This window comes from Paraburkholderia sp. D1E, from assembly GCF_052682275.1.
The window spans coordinates 4681839-4700532 of the sequence record NZ_JBQYMB010000001.1; the positions used below are offsets into that span (position 1 = coordinate 4681839).

Consider the following 18694-nt stretch of genomic DNA (forward strand, 5'->3'; position numbering starts at 1 on the left):
GCCGATGAATCAACCCATGTCACGCGATACGCCCGCCATCGAGCTGCGCAACGTATCGTGCCGCTTCATCTCTCCGGACGGCAAGGCGACGATCGCGTTGCGCGACTTCAGCATGTCGGTGGCGCGCGGCGAATTCGTCGCGGTTGTCGGGCCGACGGGTTGCGGCAAGTCGACCACGCTCAGCTTGATCACCGGTTTGCTGAAGCCGACCACCGGCGAAGTGCGCGTGATGGGCGCGCCGGTGGACGGCATCGATCCGCGTATCGGCTTCGTGTTCCAGGCAGACGCCGTGTTTCCGTGGCGTTCGGTGCTCGATAACGTCGCAGCCGGCCCGCTGTATCGCGGCCGCTCGAAATCCGCCGCGTACGACGAAGCCAACGAATGGCTGCGCCGTGTGGGCCTCGACAAGTTCGGCAAGCACTATCCGCATCAACTGTCCGGCGGCATGAGAAAACGCGTGGCGCTCGCGCAAACCTTCATCAACAAGCCGGAAATCCTGTTGATGGACGAGCCCTTCTCGGCGCTCGACATGCAGACGCGCACGCTGATGCAGGACGAACTGCTGCAACTGTGGGGCGGCGCCGGCTCGGTGGTGTTCGTCACGCATGATCTGGAAGAAGCGATTGCGCTCGCCGACCGCGTGTTCGTGCTGACCGCGCGCCCGGCAACGCTGAAGAAAGTGTACGAAATCGATTTGCCACGTCCGCGCGTCACGTCCGAGGTTCGCTACGACCCACGCTTTATCGAAATCTCGCGCGACATCTGGCACGACCTGCGCGAAGAAGTACAGATCGGTTAATCAAGGAACGGCAAACATGTCTACTACCCCTCAACAGACGATGCCTTCGGGTATCGACCCCGCGACGCTCGCACAAGTCGAACGCGTCGCGCAAAAACGCATCCGGCAACGCCATGCGCTGGTGATCTCGCTGCGCATTATCGTGCTGGTGGTTGTGCTCGGCGGGTGGGAATTGTCCGCGCGCCTGAAGTGGATCGATCCGTTCTTCTTCTCGATGCCGAGTGCGATCTTCGATCAGATCATCGACTGGTTCGTGAACGGCACGTCGCAAGGCCCGCTGCTCACCCAGGTTTGGGTCACGCTGGAAGAAACCGGTCTTGGCTTCATCATCGGTTCAGTGGCGGGCGTGGTCTGCGGCATCGTGCTCGGCCGCAACAAGCTGCTCTCCGACGTGTTCAGCCTGTACATCAAGATCGCCAATTCGATTCCGCGCGTGGTGCTCGGCTCGATCTTCGTGATTTCGCTCGGTCTTGGCATGGCTTCCAAGGTGGCGCTAGCGGTGGTGATGGTGTTCTTCGTTGTGTTCGCCAATGCGTTCCAAGGCGTGCGTGAAGCTGACCGTTACATGATCGCGAATGCGCAGATTCTGGGTGCGTCGCGCCGTCAGGTGACGACCTCGGTGGTGATTCCGTCGGCGTTGAGCTGGATTCTTGCCAGCTTGCACGTGAGCTTCGGCTTTGCGCTGGTCGGCGCGGTGGTGGGTGAATTCCTCGGCTCCAAGCAAGGTATCGGCCTGCTGATCTCCACGGCGCAAGGCGCGTTTAATGCAAGCGGTGTATTCGCGGCAATGATTGTGCTGGCGGTGGTCGCACTGGCTGCGGACTATCTGCTGACGGCGATCGAACAGCGATTGTTGAAGTGGCGGCCAGCAGCGGTTTGAGTTGACCGTCAGGTCGTAAAGGGAAAAAGGGCGCCGTCGGCGCCCTTTTTTCGTTCCGCTTTGCTCTCATTCAGCATAACGCGCCGAAGCACGACACGCTTTCGCAATGGCGCGTTTTGCGCTACGTTTGCAACGCTGGCATCACCTGATCGAACTGACACGGCAGTACGCACAGAAAATCCATCCAATCCCCTGCTGGAGCGATGAATATGAGTGACGTCCACGACGGCGAAGCGGCAGCAAGCGAGGCAAACACACCGAATGCGGGGAATGCGCCGAAGGACCAGATCGAACATGTCGTCCTGCTGCTCATGGAAAATCATTCCTTCGATCAGATGCTCGGCTGTCTGGACGAAGTACACGCCGGGTTGGATGGAATACGCAACGCCGCGTCGAAGTCCAACGACGACGGCGAAGGCCATATCTTCTTCCCTCAGGCAACACAAGAGCGACAGATGCAGCACGATCCGGACCACGGATACGAGGCCGTTCTGGCCCAGATCGCGGGAGACAACGGTGGCTTCGTTCGATCGTTCGTGAAGGACTACCCAAAGAGCACCCTCGCCGCGCGGCAGGACGTCATGGGCTATTACCCGCGTGGCTTTCTCCCAGCGTTGCACATGCTGGGTGAGCAATTCACCGTGTGCGACAAGTGGTTCTCATCGTTGCCCGGCCCAACCTGGCCAAACCGTTATTTCGCGCTGACGGGTACGTCGATGGGCGAGGTGGGGATGCCCGAGGGACTCAATGCCCTGAATCCGAGGTGGTACAGCGAGCAAAACCAGGACACGATTTTCGACCGTTTGAATGACAAAGAGAAAACGTGGAAGATTTACTTCTACGACTTTCCTGCGTCACTGCTGCTGAAAAACCAGCGTCGAACGGAAAATCTCGCAAATTACCACCTGTTCGACACGTTCTTCGAGGATGCTGCCGGCCCCGCGAACGCGTTTCCGCAGTTCGTCCTCATCGAGCCAAAATACTTCGGCGAAGCACAGAACGACGATCATCCGCCGCACAACATCATGAAGGCGGAAAAACTGATCGCCGATACTTACAATGCGCTGCGTTCCAATCAGACACTGTGGGAGCGCACATTATTAGTCATCCTGTACGATGAACATGGCGGTTTCTTCGACCATGTTCCACCGCCATCGAATGCAGTGGCGCCCGACGAACACACGGACAGTTTCGACTTCACCCAACTCGGCGTGCGCGTCCCCGCTATTCTCGTATCCCCGTGGTGCGACGCAGGCGTGTGCCATACGCAATTCGATCATTGCAGTCTGCTGAAATACCTCTCCGACAAGTGGGGGCTTGCGCCGCTCGGCAATCGCACGCAGGCTGCGGCAAGCGTCGGACCGGCGATCCGTTCCACCGGCATTGCCCGGTCCGATACGCCAGCTTTTATCCGCGTGACCAATCAATCGCTGATTGCGGAGCACGTGGACCTGGAAAAGAAGTCGTCGAACGGCAACCAGCACGGACTCCATCATTTTGCGGACTACTTGCACGCGGAGCTGGATAAATTGGCCGCGGATTTGGTGGAGTCGGCATCGCACCTCGCCCGTAACGAGACTGGGTGGGTTCTGCTAAAGAGCGCACTCGGCTCCGCGATGATGCGTTTCGGGCAGTGGCTCAGCAAAGACTTCTATCACGCCCGGGATGAGCGTGAAGCGCGCACCAGCCAGGCCTTCACCCGGCTCTCACAGTCCACGAAGGTCCCTGCGGATGCGCCGCAAGACGGCGCCCCAGTCGCGGCATCGCGATCCTAGCAAGCCATACGCAGAGGACTCATCAACCTAAGCCCCTTCTTTTGTTGCAAATATCGCAACAAATCTTACCTGAATTGACGGTTACTCCAGCCAGATCGCAAAACTACAATGTAATCACTGACTACGAACAACACCGCTCGTAGCAAGATAAAGACCGAACTGGAGGTAGTTCATCATGAAATCGCTCATTCAAGCTGTTGTTATCGCCGCTGTGCTGGCCGCTCCTGTTGCTTCGTTTGCTCAGTCGAACCAGCCCGTGACCCGCGCTCAAGTGCGCGCAGAACTGATTCAACTCGAGAAGGCCGGCTACCAGCCGGGCCGTTCTGACCCGTACTACCCGGCTGACATCCAGGCTGCGCAAGCCCGTGTCGCCACGCAGAACGGCACCGCACAAGCCGCAGAAAGCAGCTACGGCGGCGTGGTGAATGGCTCGTCGCAGTCGGGCCACCCGGTTCCGGCGAATGGTCCGAAGTCGATTTACTTCGGCAACTAAGCGGGTAACCCGGCTGGTGACCACGCTGTTCAGCGGAACGAACCACAGAGGCCAGGCCGTTTGCCCTGATCGTCCGCTACGCGCGCAAAACAGCCGCGCGCCCTGATTCAAACGAACTGGCCCGCGACCGAGCATCCCCGATCGCGGGCCAGTTCTGTATTCGATACCTCCGTCATCGGGCTTCCGATGACTTCGCCTGGATCTTCGCGGTCCAGGCGCTTTTTATGTATTCCTCGTCGAAGCCTCAGCGATACCGGGCTGCTTGCGTCATTCGCGGGCGATCAGGTCGCCCACCTGGCCACGCCCCGTGACGAGACAGCTCGACAGGAAATTTTCACCCTGGCTGCTGGCACCGGCGTCACCGAAGCCCTTTTTCAATGCGCCCGACTTGACCAGCTCCGCGCCCTGGTGGCACGTTATTGTCCCCATTTCTCCCGCTTGCGCGCGCATCAGCGCCCTATCCGCCAGCAGATAGCCAAGCAGCAACACCACAGCAATATTGAACGCTTGCCTCATGGATCGTCTCCTCTTTTGAAGAGACTAACGCGAACCATCGATGCAGGATGTTAGGGGTTTCCCGATTGGTGGCAATGCAATGATGCAGATTAAGTTAAGTGGCGCTGCCGCGTTAATCAGCTATGCGGCGTGGCTGGACCTGGCTTGGGTCGTAGAAAGCGGAACTGCCGGATGCCACGTTGCACGCGTTTCGTATTCTGTTCGAACAGCAGATAGACTGCGAACGCGTATACATAGCAGATAACCAGCATGGCCACGAACACCAGCGCGCCCCGGCCGTCAAACTGGATGCGCTGCCCGAACCCGACCGCTGCCACAAAAAGAATGAATGAGAAGTGCGTCAGATACAGCGAATAGGAAAATCCGGAAAAGAGAACCGCGATACGCGACAGCGGCGCAGGATGCAGGCGAACGTTTTCCCAGAGTATGCAGCGCAGGAACACGAAACACGGCACGCCGACGATCCAGTCGTTACTCAACAAGAACATCCGCGACACCACAAGCGCCGCTATAAAAACTGTCCCGCTGGCAAGCGTGAACCATGGCAAACCTGTTCGCGTGCCGCGCGCCGGGAAGCGTTTTTCAAGCAATACGAGTACGACGCCAAGCATCCATAATCCGAACCCGCTCAGAAGCGAGGGAAACGCGATCATCGTGCACAACGCGAACACGCCCGCAGCGATTGCGCCTAATCCGCGACGCTGGCGCAGCAGGACATAACAGGCGGGAAACCACATGTAGTACCAGAACTCATTGGCGAGGCTCCATAGCGGGCCATTGGAGCCATATGTGCCGCACGTGAGTGTCTGCAGGAACGCGAGATTGCACAGCAGCGTCGCCTGGCCGAGATGCGAGGCCACATTGATCTGCTGATCGAATGTGCCCTCAGTCCCCAGATAAAAAGGCCCGCCTGCCAGCGCGATGCCCATGCGGTCCCAGAACAGCGTCAGCAGCAAGGCCGGGATCAGCACGATCCATAGCCGCGACATGCGCTCGGTCAGATAGCGCTGCCAGTTCCATGTCCCCGTTTCGACCTGCCTCAGCACCGAGCCGCCGACGAAATAGCCGCTCAGCAGGAAGAAAACGATCACCGCGGTGTGACCGTAGTTACTGATGAAATAGAATGCCTTGCCCGCAAGTCCAATACCGGTGCTCGTGCGGTAGTCGACGAACAGCAGATTGCGCAAATGACTGATGCACACCGCGCCTGCCGCCAGCGCGCGGATCAGGTCCAAGGTGTCGCAATGTTGTTTGCCGGTGGGTGCCATGAGTGTCTGGAATCGGACAAGGAGGGTTGTCCGCCAAACTACGGCCCACGGCGTTTTTATTCAGTACGCTTGCCCACATTGCATGGGCACCACACGTTATCCGCCGCGATACGGCGGGGCGATCAGATTCGCCCGCAGCGTAGCGAGCTGATCCGTATAGCGCAGCAGCCGCTCAGAGCCGCGCTTCAATCTGCTTGATGCGCTTTTCAACCGCCGCTCGCACGAGGCCATTCGAAGGCACCAGCAGCAGCGACGAGGCGATGATCTGATACACCTGATTGCGCCGGACTTTGGAGACTTTCGCAGGGTCGAGCCAGGCGCCGTTATCCACCAGCAACAGCAGCGTTTCCAGACCGATCAGAATCGGCCACAAACACGCGAGGCGCAAACGCACCGAAAACGCGGGAATGGCCCGGGTGTAGTCCAGGGACTCGCGGAAATGATCCAGTGCCTTGCGTACGAGCTCAACCATCAGAGGCCGCGCGCGAACAGAATTCGCCGGCAGCAGGAGATCTTGCGCGCTCAGGCCATATTGATCGAGCATCGTCTGCGGAAGATAACAGCGGCCGATCCGCAAATCCTTGCCGCAATCGCGCAGCACGTTGGTCATCTGCAGCGCTTTGCCGAAACGCACGCCGCGGCGCGCCATTGTCTCGGGCCGCTCTTTCAGCGTGCCGGGCATGTGCGCGTAGGTCATGGTGGTCCAGAATTCGCCGACGCAGCCCGCCACCAGATAGGTATAGCGGTCGAGTTCATCGTACTCGCGCAGCGCGGCGATCTCCCCGGAACGCTCGTCGGGGAACGTGCGAAGGTCGAATTCCATCCCTTCGGTCAGGGTCGACACGATCCCGCGCACCGCTGTGCGGTCGGACTCGCTCAGTTGCGACAGCACCTCGAGCGCGGGTCCAAGCGATTCCAGCAGGACCTTTTCGTCGGACTGGACCTGTTGGCCCGCCACCTCGGCGGCCATGCGCTGGAACAGCGCGCCGTCGTTGGGGGCGCCGTTGACCTGGTCTCGCAGCGACAGCAGCAACGCAAGGCGTTGCTCGGGCGAGATCAGCGAGGTGTCCGCAATCGTATCGGCCGCGCGCGCAAGCAGGTAGGCCAGACCGATCGGATCGCGCATACCGACGGGCAGCACGCGCAGGGTGAGATAGAAGGAGCGTGAAACGCCTTTCAGGAGCGGGCCGAGAAGAAAGGCCCGGGTCGAATTCGGCATGAGTGGGATCAGGTCAGTATTAGGCAAAAATCAGGCGCTGCCGAATTGTATACGGCGAAACGCCTTTGCCGCGCGACGAGGACCCCGGAGTGAGCGAGCGACGCGTGCCTTAAGCCGCGCCACAAGCGGCCGCGTAAATCACGGCGGGATCGCGCTGCGCCACGTCGTACATCGCTTCGACGAGCGCCGCCCGATGCGTTAGCACCGCGCGCTGGTTGATCGATCCTTTGTCGGTGATCTCACCGAGATCGAGCGAAGGCGCGACGTCCATGAGCCGGATACGGGCGATTGTGGTCGCGCTGCCGGTCGCACTGCGATTGAGCGTCTCCAATAAAGCCGCAAAATGCGCCCGCACGACGGGGGCGCCAATCACCTCCCACGCGCTTGCCGACAAAGGCAATCCAGCCAGTCGCCGGCAATCGTCGAGCCGCGGAAACACCAGCAAGCCGACATCGTCCCGATTCATGCCTGCGACAACCACATCCTGCACATAAGGTGCCCCTTCGGAGATGACCCGTGCCCGCATTGGGCCGACGCTGACGAAGGTGCCCGAACTCAGCTTGAAGTCCTCAGCGATGCGCCCGTCGAACAGCAGGCCGAGTTCCGGTCGCTCGACATCGACAAAGCGCAACGCGTCGCCGCTGCAAAAATAGCCTTCTTCGTCGAATGCGTTGTCCAGCCCGGCAGCGTTGGCGCGCCAATAGCCGGCCATCACATGCGGCCCGCGGTAGCGCGCTTCGAGCTTGTCGCCGATCGGCGCGAGTTTGACCTCGCAGCCATGCGCGGGCAGGCCGACGTAGCCGGCGCGCATGATCGGGCCCGTGGTGAACAGGCACGACGGAGACGTTTCGGTCATGCCGAGTCCGGCCATGATGCGAATGCGCTCGCCGCAATATTTTTCGGTGACGCGTTCGAGCCGGTCCCATGCGGCTTGCGAGAGCCCCGCACCTGCGAAGAAATAGACCTTCACGCGCGAGAAAAACGTCTCGCACAATTGTGCGTCCTGCTCAAGCGCAATCGCCAGTTCTTCCCAGCCCTTGGGCACATTGAAATAGATCGTCGGGGCGATTTCGCGCAGATTGCGCAGCGTTTCCTCGAACTTGCCGTTGACCGGTTTGCCGTCGTCGATATAGAGCGTGCCGCCGTTGTAGAGCGCGATGCCCGCGTTATGGCTGCCGCCAAAGGTGTGGTTCCACGGCAGCCAGTCCACCAGCACCGGCGGCTCGTTCGCGAACTCGGGAAACGTTTCGCGCAACATCTGCTGATTGCTGCACAGCATGCGGTGGGTGGTCGGCACGGCCTTAGGCAGTTTGGTCGAACCCGACGTGAACAGAAACTTGGCGATGGCGTCCGGCCTCACCGCTGCGTGAGCGGAATCGACGGTGGTGGGCACGGTATTCAGCAGATCGCTGAACGGGGTCACGCTGCGTGCCGTTGGTGACTCCTTGGGCGCACTTGCCGACACGACCTCGACATCAGCCGGCAGCGCCGCCTCGATCGCCCTGGCATAGGTGTCATAGCCGTTTACGAAAACCAGGCCCGGCGTCAGCAGATCGATCGTATGGCGCAGCTTGCCGTAGTCGCCCGAAGCGAGTGCATACGCTGGAGAAATCGCTGCATACGGAATGCCGGCCCACATCGCGCCGAGCGCCAGTTGCAGATGTTCGAGATCGTTGCCCGAGAGAATCACGACGGGCCGTTCGACGGAAAGATCGCGCGCCAGCAACGCTTGCCCGATCGCCCGGGCGCTTTGCAAAGCCTTCGCGTAACTCAGGCCGAGCCATTGACCGTCACTGCCGCGTCGCGCCGCCAGCCAACGCGCCGGATGATCGCGCGCTCCGCTCGCGAGCCGGTCAGTCAGGCGTTGCGGATGCTCACCCAGCGGCTCGTCTGCACGCAGGTACCATGTATCGCCGTGCCGTTGTGCGTGCAACGATGACGCGCCGATCGCCGTCGCGCGGTAATGCATCGGCGTGCTGTCTCGCGCACCGGGGATGTTCGATTGTTTCGGCTCGGAATGCAAAGCCTGTCTCCTGTGGACCAGAGTTGGTGCTTCAGCACTTACTCTGGTCCCATACAAAGTTGTGGACCAGAGTTGGCGCTCTTCGCAGCGGCGCAACCTTCTTTGATGCGTTGATGTAGCCCGTGAACCGCTGGCGCTCAGATCGGATAGTGCCGCGGTCCGGTTTGAATCGTGATCCAGCGCAGGTCCGTAAATTCGGCGATCGATGCCTTGCTGCCGAAACGCCCGTAGCCGCTCTTTTTCACGCCGCCGAACGGCATCTGCGCTTCGTCGTGCACGGTCGGCCCGTTGATGTGGCAAATGCCCGATTCGATACGCCTCGCCACATTCAATGCGCGAGATACGTCGCGACTGAATACCGCCGCAGACAGACCATATTCGCTGTCGTTTGCCACCCGGATCGCTTCTTCGTCGCCGTCCACGCGCTGTACCGTTACCACCGGTCCGAAGGATTCCTCGGCGTAAAGTTTCATCTCGCGCGTCACGCCGTCGACAATCGCCGGTTGCATCACGGCGCCTTCAACCGAACAGCCGAGCGGCAGCTTCGCGCCCTTCTCATGGGCATCCTCAACGAGCGCCTTGATGCGTTGCGCGGCTGCCGTACTTTCGAGCACGCCGAGCACAGAATCGGCTGCGGCCGGATCGCCGGCCTTCAAGGTTCGCGCTTTAGCCGCGAGCCTCTCCACCAGCGCATCGGCGATCTTCTGGTCGACAATCACGCGTTCCGTCGACATGCAAATCTGCCCCTGGTTGAAGAACGCACCGAACGCAATGCCGGCCACGGCCGCGTCCAGATCCGCGTCGTCGAGCACCACAACGGGTGCCTTGCCGCCCAGTTCGAGCAAGGCCGGCTTCAGATGCTGCGCGGCATGTTGCGCAACGATGCGACCCACCCGCGTCGAGCCGGTGAAATTGACCCGGCGCACCGCCGGATGCGCGATCAAGCGCTCGACGATCGCAGGTGCATCTTCGGCAGAATGCGTGACGACGTTCACCACGCCGTTCCCAAGACCCGCTTCCTGCAACACGCTGCCAATCAAACGATGTACGCCTGGACAGCCTTCAGAAGCCTTGAGCACGACCGTGTTGCCGCAGGCGAGCGGCATGGCGATCGCCCGCGTACCGAGGATCACCGGCGCATTCCACGGCGCCAAACCGAGCACCACGCCGCACGGCTGACGCACGGCCATTGCGAGACTGCCCGGCACGTCCGACGGAATCACGTCGCCGTCGATCTGGGTGGTCATGGCGGCGGCTTCACGCAGCATGTTGGCAGCTAGCATGACGTTGAAGCCATACCAGTTCGGCATCGCGCCCGTTTCGGCGACACCGGTTTCAATGAATTGCGCCGTGCGGGCGTCCATCAGATCGGCTGCGGCCAGGAGGCGTTTGCGGCGTTCGGTCGGCGCCATTGCCGACCATGCCGGGAACGCGCGCGCGGCGGCTTCCACGGCGGCGTCCGCATCGGCTAATGTCGCGGCCGGCGCGCGTGAGGCCGCCAGGCCGCTGGCGGGATTGATCCGCTCGAAGGTTTTACCGTCCGACGCGCCGCGGCTCTCGCCGCCGATCAACAACGTTACTTCATGCATGTGTCTCGTCTCCTCGCTCTCTCGCCCGTCTCGCCCGTCTTCACGCGCCCGCTTCCTTCCTGTGCGTGAATCATCCGCCTGCATCCACGTTAGCGTCTGCGATGCCTCAGCGCTTGTAGGTTTGCAGACCCGGCTTGATCGCTTTCTCGTCGAGGAACTGCTTCAGGCCCTGCTCGCGGCCACCTTCGGGATCGCGCAGTTGCGCCTGATCGAGCTTGGCGTACAGGTAGTCTTCGTTCTGATCCCAGGTCAGTTCCCGGCAACGCTTGAAGCCGTTCTTCGCTGCGCGGAGCACCACCGGATTCTTTTGCAGCAGTTTCCCTGCGAGAACACGCGTGGCCTCGCGCAGTTCGGCACGCGGTACGCTCCTGTTGACGAGGCCCATTTGCACCGCTTCCTGACCGGTGAATGTCTCGCCCGTCATGATGTAGTAAAGCGCCTGACGATGCCCCACAGTGTCCGCCATCGCCTTGCTCACCAGGTTGCCCGGCGGAATGCCCCAGTTGATTTCGGAAAGCCCGAACACCGCTTCGTCAGCGGTAATCGCCAGATCGCACGCCACCAGCGGCGAAAATCCACCGCCGAAACACCAGCCGTTGACCATCGCAATGGTCGGCTTCGCGTACATGCGCAGCAACTGCCATTGCCAGCGGCACGCATCGCGGCGAATCTTTTCCTGCAGGATTTCCGGGCCGGCGTCGACTTCGCGGAAATACTCCTTCAGATCCATGCCTGCGGTCCACGCGTCGCCCTCGCCCGTCAATACAAGAACCTGCGCTTCGGTGTCCAGTTCGACTGCTTCGAGCACCTCGATCATTTCCTTATTCAGCGTTGGGCTCATCGCGTTGCGCTTTTCGGGGCGATTGAACGTAACCCATGCAATTCCCTCTGCAACATCGACCTTGACGGTGTCCCAACGACCTTCGTAATTCATCTGTTTTCTCCGTGAACGTTGACCGCGACAGCGGCCTGATGAACACATTTAATATCAGGCTACCTGACATGTAAAGTGAAATTTTGCAGACTCGGTGCAAACCCCTATCGGCGGAATCCACCGTGAGGCGCGCTAAGATGCGGGCTAGACCGGACCTCCTGCCCACCATGAGCAAAAATCAGAATTCGCCCGCCGAACCCATCACCACGCGCACCCGCCGCTCTAACCTGCGGCTCGCCTATGTGATCGGCAGTCTCGACCGTATCCTGCGGCGCCGCATGACCGAGGCGCTCGCGCCACTCGGTCTGACGCTCGCGCAGTTCACCGCGCTGTCGGTGCTCGATGCAAAGGGGCAGGCGTCCAATGCGCAAGTTGCCGAGCGCTCCTTCATCACGCCGCAATCCGCCAATGAAGTGATGAACGCTATGGCAAGCCGGAAATGGGTCAGCCGTGAGCCGGACCCAACGCATGGCCGCATCGTGCTGCTGCAACTGACCGATGAAGGGCGAGCCGTGCTGCGCGAATGCGAGCAGGCCGTCAAGGCGATCGAGAAGCAGATGATGGAAGGCACCGATCTCGAAGCAGCCGGCGCAGTACAAACCCACCTCGAAACTTTCGTGCGCAACCTGCGCGGCTAACGTTTCCGTCTCTGCAAACGACTAGGTGTTTTCACCGAAGCATTTCCGCTTGTGTTATCAGCCTACCTGATATTAAATCCAGTCCACGATGCAGCGCATGGAGACACGCTGTATCGCTTCGAGGCAAACGGACAGCAATGCGGGCATCGAACCGATGCGCGGCGTGCTGCGGCTTTTGCTGAACTGTTCCTGAGCATCTCATCGTGACCACCACGGCGGTCTGAATCCGCTTCGTCAAGACTGCCTGGAACCCTATCCGGGCCGGCGCGACGCAACCGCAACCGCAACCGCATCTGCGCAGAGCGGCACACCAGACGGAGACTCGACGCCTGCCGCCCTTCAGCGACACCGGAAAACCACGCATTTTAATAAGGATCACTAACGTGAAAAGAACCGGAACACTCCCCTCGACCGAGGGCCACGCCATGCCGGCAACGTCCAGTCGAACAGGCGCCTTTGTCACACTCGGATTGTGTTTTGCCATCGCTTTGCTCGAAGGGCTCGACCTGCAGTCGGTCGGCGTCGCTGCGCCGCGGATGGCACGCGAGTTCGGTTTGTCGGTGGAGCAAATGGGGCTCGCGTTCAGCGCGGGAACCTTCGGCTTGCTGCCGGGGGCGATGTTCGGCGGACGACTCGCCGACCGGATCGGCCGCAAGCGCGTGCTGGTGATTTCCGCGTGTCTGTTCGGTTTGCTGTCGATCGCGACCGCCCTGGTAAGCGACTTTCACACGCTGGTAATCGTGCGCATGCTGACCGGCATCGGCCTGGGCGGTGCGTTGCCGAACCTGATCGCGTTGTCGTCGGAAGCGGTCGAGCCGCGTTCGCGCAGCACCGCGGTGAGCGTGATGTATTGCGGCATTCCGTTCGGTGGTGTGATCGCTTCGGTGATCGGCGTGCTAAGCGCGGGTGACACCGAGTGGCGTCACATCTTCTACGTCGGTGGCGCAGGACCGCTGGTGCTGGTGCCGCTGTTGCTCGTGTTTCTCGCGGATTCGAAGGCATTCACCAGGGCCGCCAAAGACGGTCATGCGGAGCCCGCGCCGGTCGACGAAATCCTGTTCGGCGGCACACGCGGTTTGTCCACCGTGCAGATCTGGGTCAGCTACTTCTGCACGCTGATCGTCCTCTACTTCCTGCTCAACTGGTTGCCCTCGCTGATGGCGGCAAGCGGCCTGTCGCGCGCCCAGGTGGGCTACGTGCAGATCTTCTTCAACATCGGCGGCGGTATCGGCGCGTTGTGCATCGGCATGTTGATGGACCGCATGCGCCCGGGTGTCGTGGTGGCCGGCATGTATGTCGGGATCATCGCATCGCTCGCGGCGCTCTCAATGGCGCCGGGCTTCGGCGCGCTCGCCACCTCGGCGTTTTTCGCGGGGATGTTCGTGATCGGCGGGCAATCGGTGCTGTACGCGCTTTCTGCGGCGTTTTATCCGACTGCCATGCGCGGCACCGGCGTCGGCGCCGCCGTGGCTGTGGGGCGTATCGGCTCGGTGGTCGGGCCGCTGGCCGCAGGTCAATTGCTGGCGATGGGCCGCAGCGCTTCGACGGTCATCGGCGCGAGCATTCCCGTCACGCTGATCGCCGCCGCGGCTGCGTTGCTGTTGCTGCGCCGTCCGCGCGCCGACGACTGAGCAGCCATACAAGAAAACCCAACAACAACAAACACATTCAATCAACGGTTTGGAGAGACACTTCATGCAAGCACCCGCACGCCTTCTTCTTTGCGGCGCATTGTGCGCTGTCAGCGGCGCAGCAGCAGCCCAATCGAGCGTGACGCTCTACGGCATCATCGACACCGGCGTCGAATACGTCTCGCACGCGAACGCCGCGGGCAATAGCGTTTTTCGCATGCCGTCGGTTACCGGCGAACTGCCTTCGCGTTGGGGCCTGCGCGGCAATGAAGACCTCGGCGGCGGCTATAGCGCGGTGTTCACACTGGAAAGCGGCTTCAACGTGCGCGGCGGCGATCTAGGCCAGGGCGGCCGGCTGTTTGGACGTCAGGCGTTCGTCGGCATCAAGAGTCCGTACGGCACGGTGTCGTTCGGACGCCAGTACACGATGACGTACCTCGCGTTAATGGGCGCGGACCTGATCGGCCCGGATATCTACGGCCTGGGCTCACTCGACGCCTACGTGCCAAACGCTCGCGCTGACAACTCGATCAATTACCTCGGCACCTATGCGGGCCTGACGTTCGGCGCGAACTATTCGTTCGGCCGCGACGCCGCCGGCACCGGCAACTCGCCAGGCCAGGGCACGTGCACCGGCTCGGTGGCCGGGCATGCAACGGAATGCCGCGAGTGGTCGGTGATGCTGAAGTACGACGCGCCGCTGTTCGGCATCGCGGCGTCGTACGAAGAGCAGCGCGGCGGGAGTACAGCGGCGGCGAACTTCTTCGACGGCATCGCGCCGACGCCGCTCCCCAACGCCGCCGACAAGGACATCCGCACCCAGCTCAGCGCATACGCGAACCTCGGCAAGGCAAAGATTGGTGCGGGCTGGCTCAATCGCCGCGTGGAACCGTCGGCCGTCACGATCGCAGACGTGCGCTCGAATCTGTTCTTCGTCGGCGCCTCGTACTTCGTGACGCCCGCCTTCATTGTCGACGGCGAGGTCTACCACATCACCAACAGCGACCACGACACGCGCGCCACGATGGCCACGCTGCGCACCACGTATCTGCTTTCGAAGCGCACCGCAGTCTATGCGCAAGGCTCGTATCTCGCCAACAGTGCGAAGGCACGCTACTCGGTCAGCGCCGGTGGCGGCGGCACGACACCCACGGCAGGCACCGGCCAGACCGGCGTGATGCTCGGCATTCGTCATTCGTTCTAGCTCGGGATGCCCATCCCGTCTCTTGCGCCTTCCCTTCGTTGCATCGTTTTGAAAAAAACGCTGTCGTATTCCCTCTGCACCGCCCTGTAAGCAGCCCCTTCCGCTCCCTTTGCGCACCCTGCGCGCCGGCCGCCCCCACGCTGTTCGCCAAGTGGGGCGCGGCTCGAGGTAGCGTCCCCTTCATCGAATGCCGACACGCATATCGCCGCCCACGAGCGGGAACGCGGATTGCTGCCACGGTTAGTTTGAGCGATAGACGATTCGCCCGGGTCCACTGGCGAGCTGCCGCTCCTTCGCACCTTGAACGGCATATCGACAATGACTATCCGCGAATCTCACACGCCCTCCCAGTCCAACGTGGAAACGGGCGTCCCCGGCCTCGACGAGATCCTGGGCGGAGGTCTGGTCCGCGGCGGGGTCTATCTGCTGGAAGGCATGGCCGGCGCGGGCAAAACGATTCTGTCGAGCCAGATCGGTTTCCATCGTGTAAGCAAGGGCGAAAAGGTGTTGTACATGACCTTGATCGCCGAGTCGCACGACAAGCTGCTGGCGCACCTCAAGGGTCTAAGCTTCTTCGACGAGAGCGCCGTTGCGCAGCAAATGTTCTTCGTGTCCGGTTATCACGAGCTGATGCAGGACGGTCTCGATGGCTTCCTCAAGCTAATTGCCTCGAGCATTTCCGACTACCGTCCGACCCTCATGATCATCGACGGCTTTCGCAGCGCACGCGAATTCAGCGAGACCGAGTTGTCGCTGTCGAAATTCATTCACGAATTGAACGCACTGGTCGCGGCAATGGGTTGCACCACGCTGTTGCTCGCGCCGCTATCCGGCAACGAACCACATCCCGAGCACACACTGGTCGACGGTCTGATCGAACTGAACCGTTATAACGATGGCATGCGCCGCGCGCGCGAAATTGAAGTGCACAAGATGCGTGCACGCAACCATCTGCTGGGCAAACATTTCTTTCGCATCGCCGAAAGTGGGCTCCGGACGTTCCCGCGTCTGGAATCGCAATGCGCCGCGCAACCCGGGCCAGTCGATCTGAAAACGCGACTCGGCTTTGGTCTCCCGCATCTCGACAGTCTGCTCGGCGGCGGTTTTGCCCAAGGTTCCACGACCACGCTGATCGGACCGTCGGGTGTCGGCAAGACCTTGCTTTGCCTGCAGTTTCTCGCAGCCGGTGTGGCGCGTGGCGAACACTGCGTGTATCTGGGCTTTTACGAAGGGCCGCAGCGGCTGATCGGCAAAGCCGAGGCCGTCTCGATCGACCTCGCCGACGCATACAACGACGGCCGCCTCATGATCCAATGGCAACCCGCCATCGAACTCGCAGTCGACGAACTCGCTGCGGTCGCGCTCGCAACCGTCAAGAAGACCGGCGCGAAGCGGATCGTGATCGACGGGGTGGAAGGCTTTCGCGACTCGGCCTTGCGGACTGAACGCTTCGGCCTGTTCCTGAACGCGCTCCTGCATCAACTGCGGGAAGCCTGCGTCACCGCGATACTGACGGAAGAACTGCCGCTTTACGCCGACCCCGGCCACGCGAAGAGCGTGCGGGTCTCCGCGTTGACCGAAAATCTGGTGCTGCTGCGTTACGCCGAAACGGACACGGGTTTGCGACGCATGATTTCCGTGGTCAAGCAACGCGAGAGTGCCCACGATACGTCTCTGCGCGAACTCGTGATTTCGTCGCAGGGCCTCGACGTAATCGGAAGCCCGGTCGGCCCCACCAGCGTCTATCCGGCGCAGGGCCTGTCCGCCACGCTGACGCCGCGACAAAATACCTAGCCGCCCATGAAAACCATCCTGGTCGTGGACGACGAGTTCGACATCCTCACAGTCTGGCGACTGCTGCTGGAACGGCATGGCTATACCGTGCTGACGGCGTCCAACGGGGCCGCCGCGCTTGAACAGATCCGCAAGACCCGGCCCGACATCATCGTGTCGGACTGCATGATGCCGGTCATGTCAGGGCTGCAACTGTGCGCCGCCCTGTTCGCCGACCCCGATCTGCGCGCGATTCCGATCATCCTGTGCAGCGCGGCCGCGGATATCCCCGTGCAGCCGAATCCCACCATCGAATACGCGCGCAAACCGCTTTCATTCGACACCCTGCTCGCCATGCTGAAGCGGATGGCGGCTTGACGGCTAGGTAAAACCCCGAATTCCTGACAAGCGTCACACAGATTAACCTCGTCACACTCATTAAATAGAACATCGTTCTATTAGACAGAACGATACAGGCAAGAGACACTCGAAGGAGAATTCCATGGCAAGCCTGCCGATCGACGCACCCGGCGCGTCACCCCATTCAGGCGCCGGCGCGTCAGCGCTCACGACCGGCATCAACGCGCGCATCGACCGTCTGCCCGCAACGCGCACGGTATGGATGCTGGTGTTCCTGCTGTCGATCGGCGGCTGGTTCGAGTTCTACGATCTGTTTTTTACGGCCTATGTCGGCCCCGGCCTCGTCAAAAGCGGGCTCTACGCGACCACCACCGCATCGTTCTTCGGCGTGTCCGGGCTGGGCGCCTTCGTGGCGGCGTCGTTCGCCGGGCTCTTCATCGGCACGTTCTTTTTCGCGGGCATGGCGGACCGCTATGGCCGCAGAACCGTGTTTACCGTCTCGCTGCTGTGGTATTCCGCAGCCACGCTGATCATGGCGCTGCAAACCAGTGCGCCGGCCATCAACCTGTGGCGCCTGATTGCGGGCATCGGCGTGGGTGTCGAACTGGTGACGATCGACACCTATGTCAGCGAACTCGTGCCAAAACATCTGCGTGGCCGCGCATTCGCTTTCGTTCATCTGGTGCAGTACACCGCCGTGCCATCGGTTGCCCTGCTTGCGTGGTGGCTGGTGCCGCAAACGCCGTTCGGCATCGACGGTTGGCGCTGGGTCGTGATCATCGGCGCGCTCGGTGCGGTGGTGGTGTGGGCCATCCGCCGGCGCGTGCCGGAAAGCCCGCGTTGGCTCGCACAGCAAGGCCGCGCCGCCGAAGCGGAACAGGTCCTGCAAGCACTCGAAGCAAAAATCGCGAAGCAATACGGCAAGCCATTGCCCACCCCTGTCCCAACGGTCGAGCCGGCGACCACCAAGGCGGCCTTCCGCGAAATCTGGCAGCCGCCGTATCGCAAACGCGCGATCACGATGCTCGTGTTCAACCTGTTCCAGGCAATCGGCTTCTACGGTTTCGCGTCATGGGTGCCCACGCTGCTCGTTTCCAAAGGCGTGACAATCACACACAGTCTGCTGTACTCGTTCGTCATTGCAATCTCGAATCCGTTCGGACCGCTGATCGGTATGGCGATTGCGGACCGCATCGAACGCAAGACGTTGATCGTGCTGTCGGCACTTGGCATTGCCGTGTTCGGCAGCCTGTTCGCGATGCAAACATCACCCGCCATGCTGATGACGCTCGGTGTGCTGATCACGCTTTCCGGCACGCTGCTCTCGGTCGGCTATCACGCGTACCAGACCGAACTGTTCCCCACGCGCTTGCGGGCACGCGCCGTCGGTTTCGTTTACTCGATGTCGCGTTTATCCGCGATGTTTTCCGGCTTCATGATCGCCTTCGCGCTGCGCCACTTCCAGGTGCCGGGCGTGTTCGCGTTGATCACTGTGTCGATGGTGATGGTGATGGGCGCGATCGGTATCTTCGGGCCGCGTACCAACAATCGCAACCTCGACGAAATTTCGCATTGAACAAGAGACTTCAAAG

Annotated in this window: 16 protein-coding genes; 10 read left to right on the plus strand and 6 right to left on the minus strand. The window is 61.3% G+C overall.

Going from position 1 to position 18694, the window contains the following annotated elements; translation table 11 throughout:
- Positions 1-4 precede the first annotated feature (4 nt).
- The 4 genes from ACUN0E_RS20865 to ACUN0E_RS20880 all read left to right on the plus strand — a co-directional run bounded on the left by ACUN0E_RS20865 (position 5) and on the right by ACUN0E_RS20880 (position 3947).
- A complete protein-coding gene (locus ACUN0E_RS20865) occupies positions 5-799 on the plus strand; it encodes an ABC transporter ATP-binding protein (protein WP_408233170.1) in 795 nt (264 codons plus the stop codon).
- A 16-nt stretch (positions 800-815) separates the two neighbouring features.
- Positions 816-1679: an ABC transporter permease gene (locus ACUN0E_RS20870; RefSeq protein WP_408233173.1), complete on the plus strand. Its 864-nt coding sequence runs from the start codon at positions 816-818 to the stop codon at positions 1677-1679.
- Positions 1680-1888: 209 nt separating this feature from the next.
- The gene (locus tag ACUN0E_RS20875; RefSeq protein WP_445567851.1) at positions 1889-3454 is read left to right on the plus strand and encodes an alkaline phosphatase family protein; all 1566 of its coding nucleotides are present in this window, start codon (positions 1889-1891) and stop codon (positions 3452-3454) included.
- A 175-nt stretch (positions 3455-3629) separates the two neighbouring features.
- The gene (locus tag ACUN0E_RS20880) at positions 3630-3947 is read left to right on the plus strand and encodes a DUF4148 domain-containing protein (protein WP_408339302.1); all 318 of its coding nucleotides are present in this window, start codon (positions 3630-3632) and stop codon (positions 3945-3947) included.
- A gap of 267 nt (positions 3948-4214) precedes the next feature.
- On the opposite strand, the gene ACUN0E_RS20885 is transcribed toward ACUN0E_RS20880, so the two are convergent.
- From ACUN0E_RS20885 to ACUN0E_RS20910, 6 genes are all read right to left on the minus strand, one after another.
- Positions 4215-4463, minus strand: coding sequence for a hypothetical protein (locus tag ACUN0E_RS20885; RefSeq protein ID WP_408233181.1), 249 nt, complete (start codon positions 4461-4463; stop codon positions 4215-4217).
- A 116-nt stretch (positions 4464-4579) separates the two neighbouring features.
- Positions 4580-5731: an acyltransferase family protein gene (locus ACUN0E_RS20890; protein ID WP_445567852.1), complete on the minus strand. Its 1152-nt coding sequence runs from the start codon at positions 5729-5731 to the stop codon at positions 4580-4582.
- Between the two features lie 172 nt (positions 5732-5903).
- Positions 5904-6950 (minus strand): phytoene/squalene synthase family protein, encoded by a 1047-nt coding sequence (locus ACUN0E_RS20895; RefSeq protein ID WP_445567853.1) that lies wholly within the window; start codon positions 6948-6950, stop codon positions 5904-5906.
- Positions 6951-7059: 109 nt separating this feature from the next.
- On the minus strand, positions 7060-8973 hold the full coding sequence (locus tag ACUN0E_RS20900; RefSeq protein WP_445567854.1) for a feruloyl-CoA synthase: 1914 nt from the start codon (positions 8971-8973) through the stop codon (positions 7060-7062).
- Positions 8974-9110: 137 nt separating this feature from the next.
- Entirely contained in the window at positions 9111-10562 is a 1452-nt protein-coding gene (locus tag ACUN0E_RS20905) for an aldehyde dehydrogenase (RefSeq protein ID WP_445567855.1), read from the minus strand.
- A gap of 106 nt (positions 10563-10668) precedes the next feature.
- Positions 10669-11496, minus strand: a complete 828-nt coding sequence (locus ACUN0E_RS20910; protein ID WP_445567856.1) for a p-hydroxycinnamoyl CoA hydratase/lyase — start codon at positions 11494-11496, stop codon at positions 10669-10671.
- A gap of 167 nt (positions 11497-11663) precedes the next feature.
- Between ACUN0E_RS20910 and ACUN0E_RS20915 the strand changes: the two genes are divergently transcribed.
- The 6 genes from ACUN0E_RS20915 to ACUN0E_RS20940 all read left to right on the plus strand — a co-directional run bounded on the left by ACUN0E_RS20915 (position 11664) and on the right by ACUN0E_RS20940 (position 18678).
- Entirely contained in the window at positions 11664-12134 is a 471-nt protein-coding gene (locus ACUN0E_RS20915) for a MarR family winged helix-turn-helix transcriptional regulator (RefSeq protein WP_445567857.1), read from the plus strand.
- A gap of 425 nt (positions 12135-12559) precedes the next feature.
- Positions 12560-13765 (plus strand): 3-(3-hydroxy-phenyl)propionate transporter MhpT, encoded by a 1206-nt coding sequence (gene mhpT, locus ACUN0E_RS20920; protein ID WP_445570496.1) that lies wholly within the window; start codon positions 12560-12562, stop codon positions 13763-13765.
- 64 nt (positions 13766-13829) lie between these two features.
- On the plus strand, positions 13830-14969 hold the full coding sequence (locus ACUN0E_RS20925; protein ID WP_445567858.1) for a porin: 1140 nt from the start codon (positions 13830-13832) through the stop codon (positions 14967-14969).
- A gap of 318 nt (positions 14970-15287) precedes the next feature.
- Entirely contained in the window at positions 15288-16763 is a 1476-nt protein-coding gene (locus ACUN0E_RS20930; RefSeq protein ID WP_445567859.1) for an RAD55 family ATPase, read from the plus strand.
- A 6-nt stretch (positions 16764-16769) separates the two neighbouring features.
- Positions 16770-17120, plus strand: a complete 351-nt coding sequence (locus ACUN0E_RS20935; RefSeq protein ID WP_408233208.1) for a response regulator — start codon at positions 16770-16772, stop codon at positions 17118-17120.
- 124 nt (positions 17121-17244) lie between these two features.
- Positions 17245-18678: an MFS transporter gene (locus ACUN0E_RS20940; RefSeq protein ID WP_408233211.1), complete on the plus strand. Its 1434-nt coding sequence runs from the start codon at positions 17245-17247 to the stop codon at positions 18676-18678.
- The last annotated feature ends 16 nt before the right edge of the window (positions 18679-18694 follow it).

Excerpts from the sequence above, each read along its gene's own strand:
- ACUN0E_RS20935 (WP_408233208.1), top strand. The coding sequence starts at position 16,770 with ATGAAAACCATCCTGGTCGTGGACGACGAGTTCGACATCCTCACAGTC.
- ACUN0E_RS20885 (WP_408233181.1), bottom strand. The coding sequence starts at position 4,463 with ATGAGGCAAGCGTTCAATATTGCTGTGGTGTTGCTGCTTGGCTATCTG.
- ACUN0E_RS20880 (WP_408339302.1), top strand. The coding sequence starts at position 3,630 with ATGAAATCGCTCATTCAAGCTGTTGTTATCGCCGCTGTGCTGGCCGCT.
- ACUN0E_RS20890 (WP_445567852.1), bottom strand. The coding sequence starts at position 5,731 with ATGGCACCCACCGGCAAACAACATTGCGACACCTTGGACCTGATCCGC.
- ACUN0E_RS20875 (WP_445567851.1), top strand. The coding sequence starts at position 1,889 with ATGAGTGACGTCCACGACGGCGAAGCGGCAGCAAGCGAGGCAAACACA.
- ACUN0E_RS20925 (WP_445567858.1), top strand. The coding sequence starts at position 13,830 with ATGCAAGCACCCGCACGCCTTCTTCTTTGCGGCGCATTGTGCGCTGTC.
- ACUN0E_RS20870 (WP_408233173.1), top strand. The coding sequence starts at position 816 with ATGTCTACTACCCCTCAACAGACGATGCCTTCGGGTATCGACCCCGCG.
- ACUN0E_RS20895 (WP_445567853.1), bottom strand. The coding sequence starts at position 6,950 with ATGCCGAATTCGACCCGGGCCTTTCTTCTCGGCCCGCTCCTGAAAGGC.
- mhpT (WP_445570496.1), top strand. The coding sequence starts at position 12,560 with ATGCCGGCAACGTCCAGTCGAACAGGCGCCTTTGTCACACTCGGATTG.
- ACUN0E_RS20910 (WP_445567856.1), bottom strand. The coding sequence starts at position 11,496 with ATGAATTACGAAGGTCGTTGGGACACCGTCAAGGTCGATGTTGCAGAG.
- ACUN0E_RS20915 (WP_445567857.1), top strand. The coding sequence starts at position 11,664 with ATGAGCAAAAATCAGAATTCGCCCGCCGAACCCATCACCACGCGCACC.
- ACUN0E_RS20940 (WP_408233211.1), top strand. The coding sequence starts at position 17,245 with ATGGCAAGCCTGCCGATCGACGCACCCGGCGCGTCACCCCATTCAGGC.
- ACUN0E_RS20865 (WP_408233170.1), top strand. The coding sequence starts at position 5 with ATGAATCAACCCATGTCACGCGATACGCCCGCCATCGAGCTGCGCAAC.
- ACUN0E_RS20905 (WP_445567855.1), bottom strand. The coding sequence starts at position 10,562 with ATGCATGAAGTAACGTTGTTGATCGGCGGCGAGAGCCGCGGCGCGTCG.
- ACUN0E_RS20930 (WP_445567859.1), top strand. The coding sequence starts at position 15,288 with ATGACTATCCGCGAATCTCACACGCCCTCCCAGTCCAACGTGGAAACG.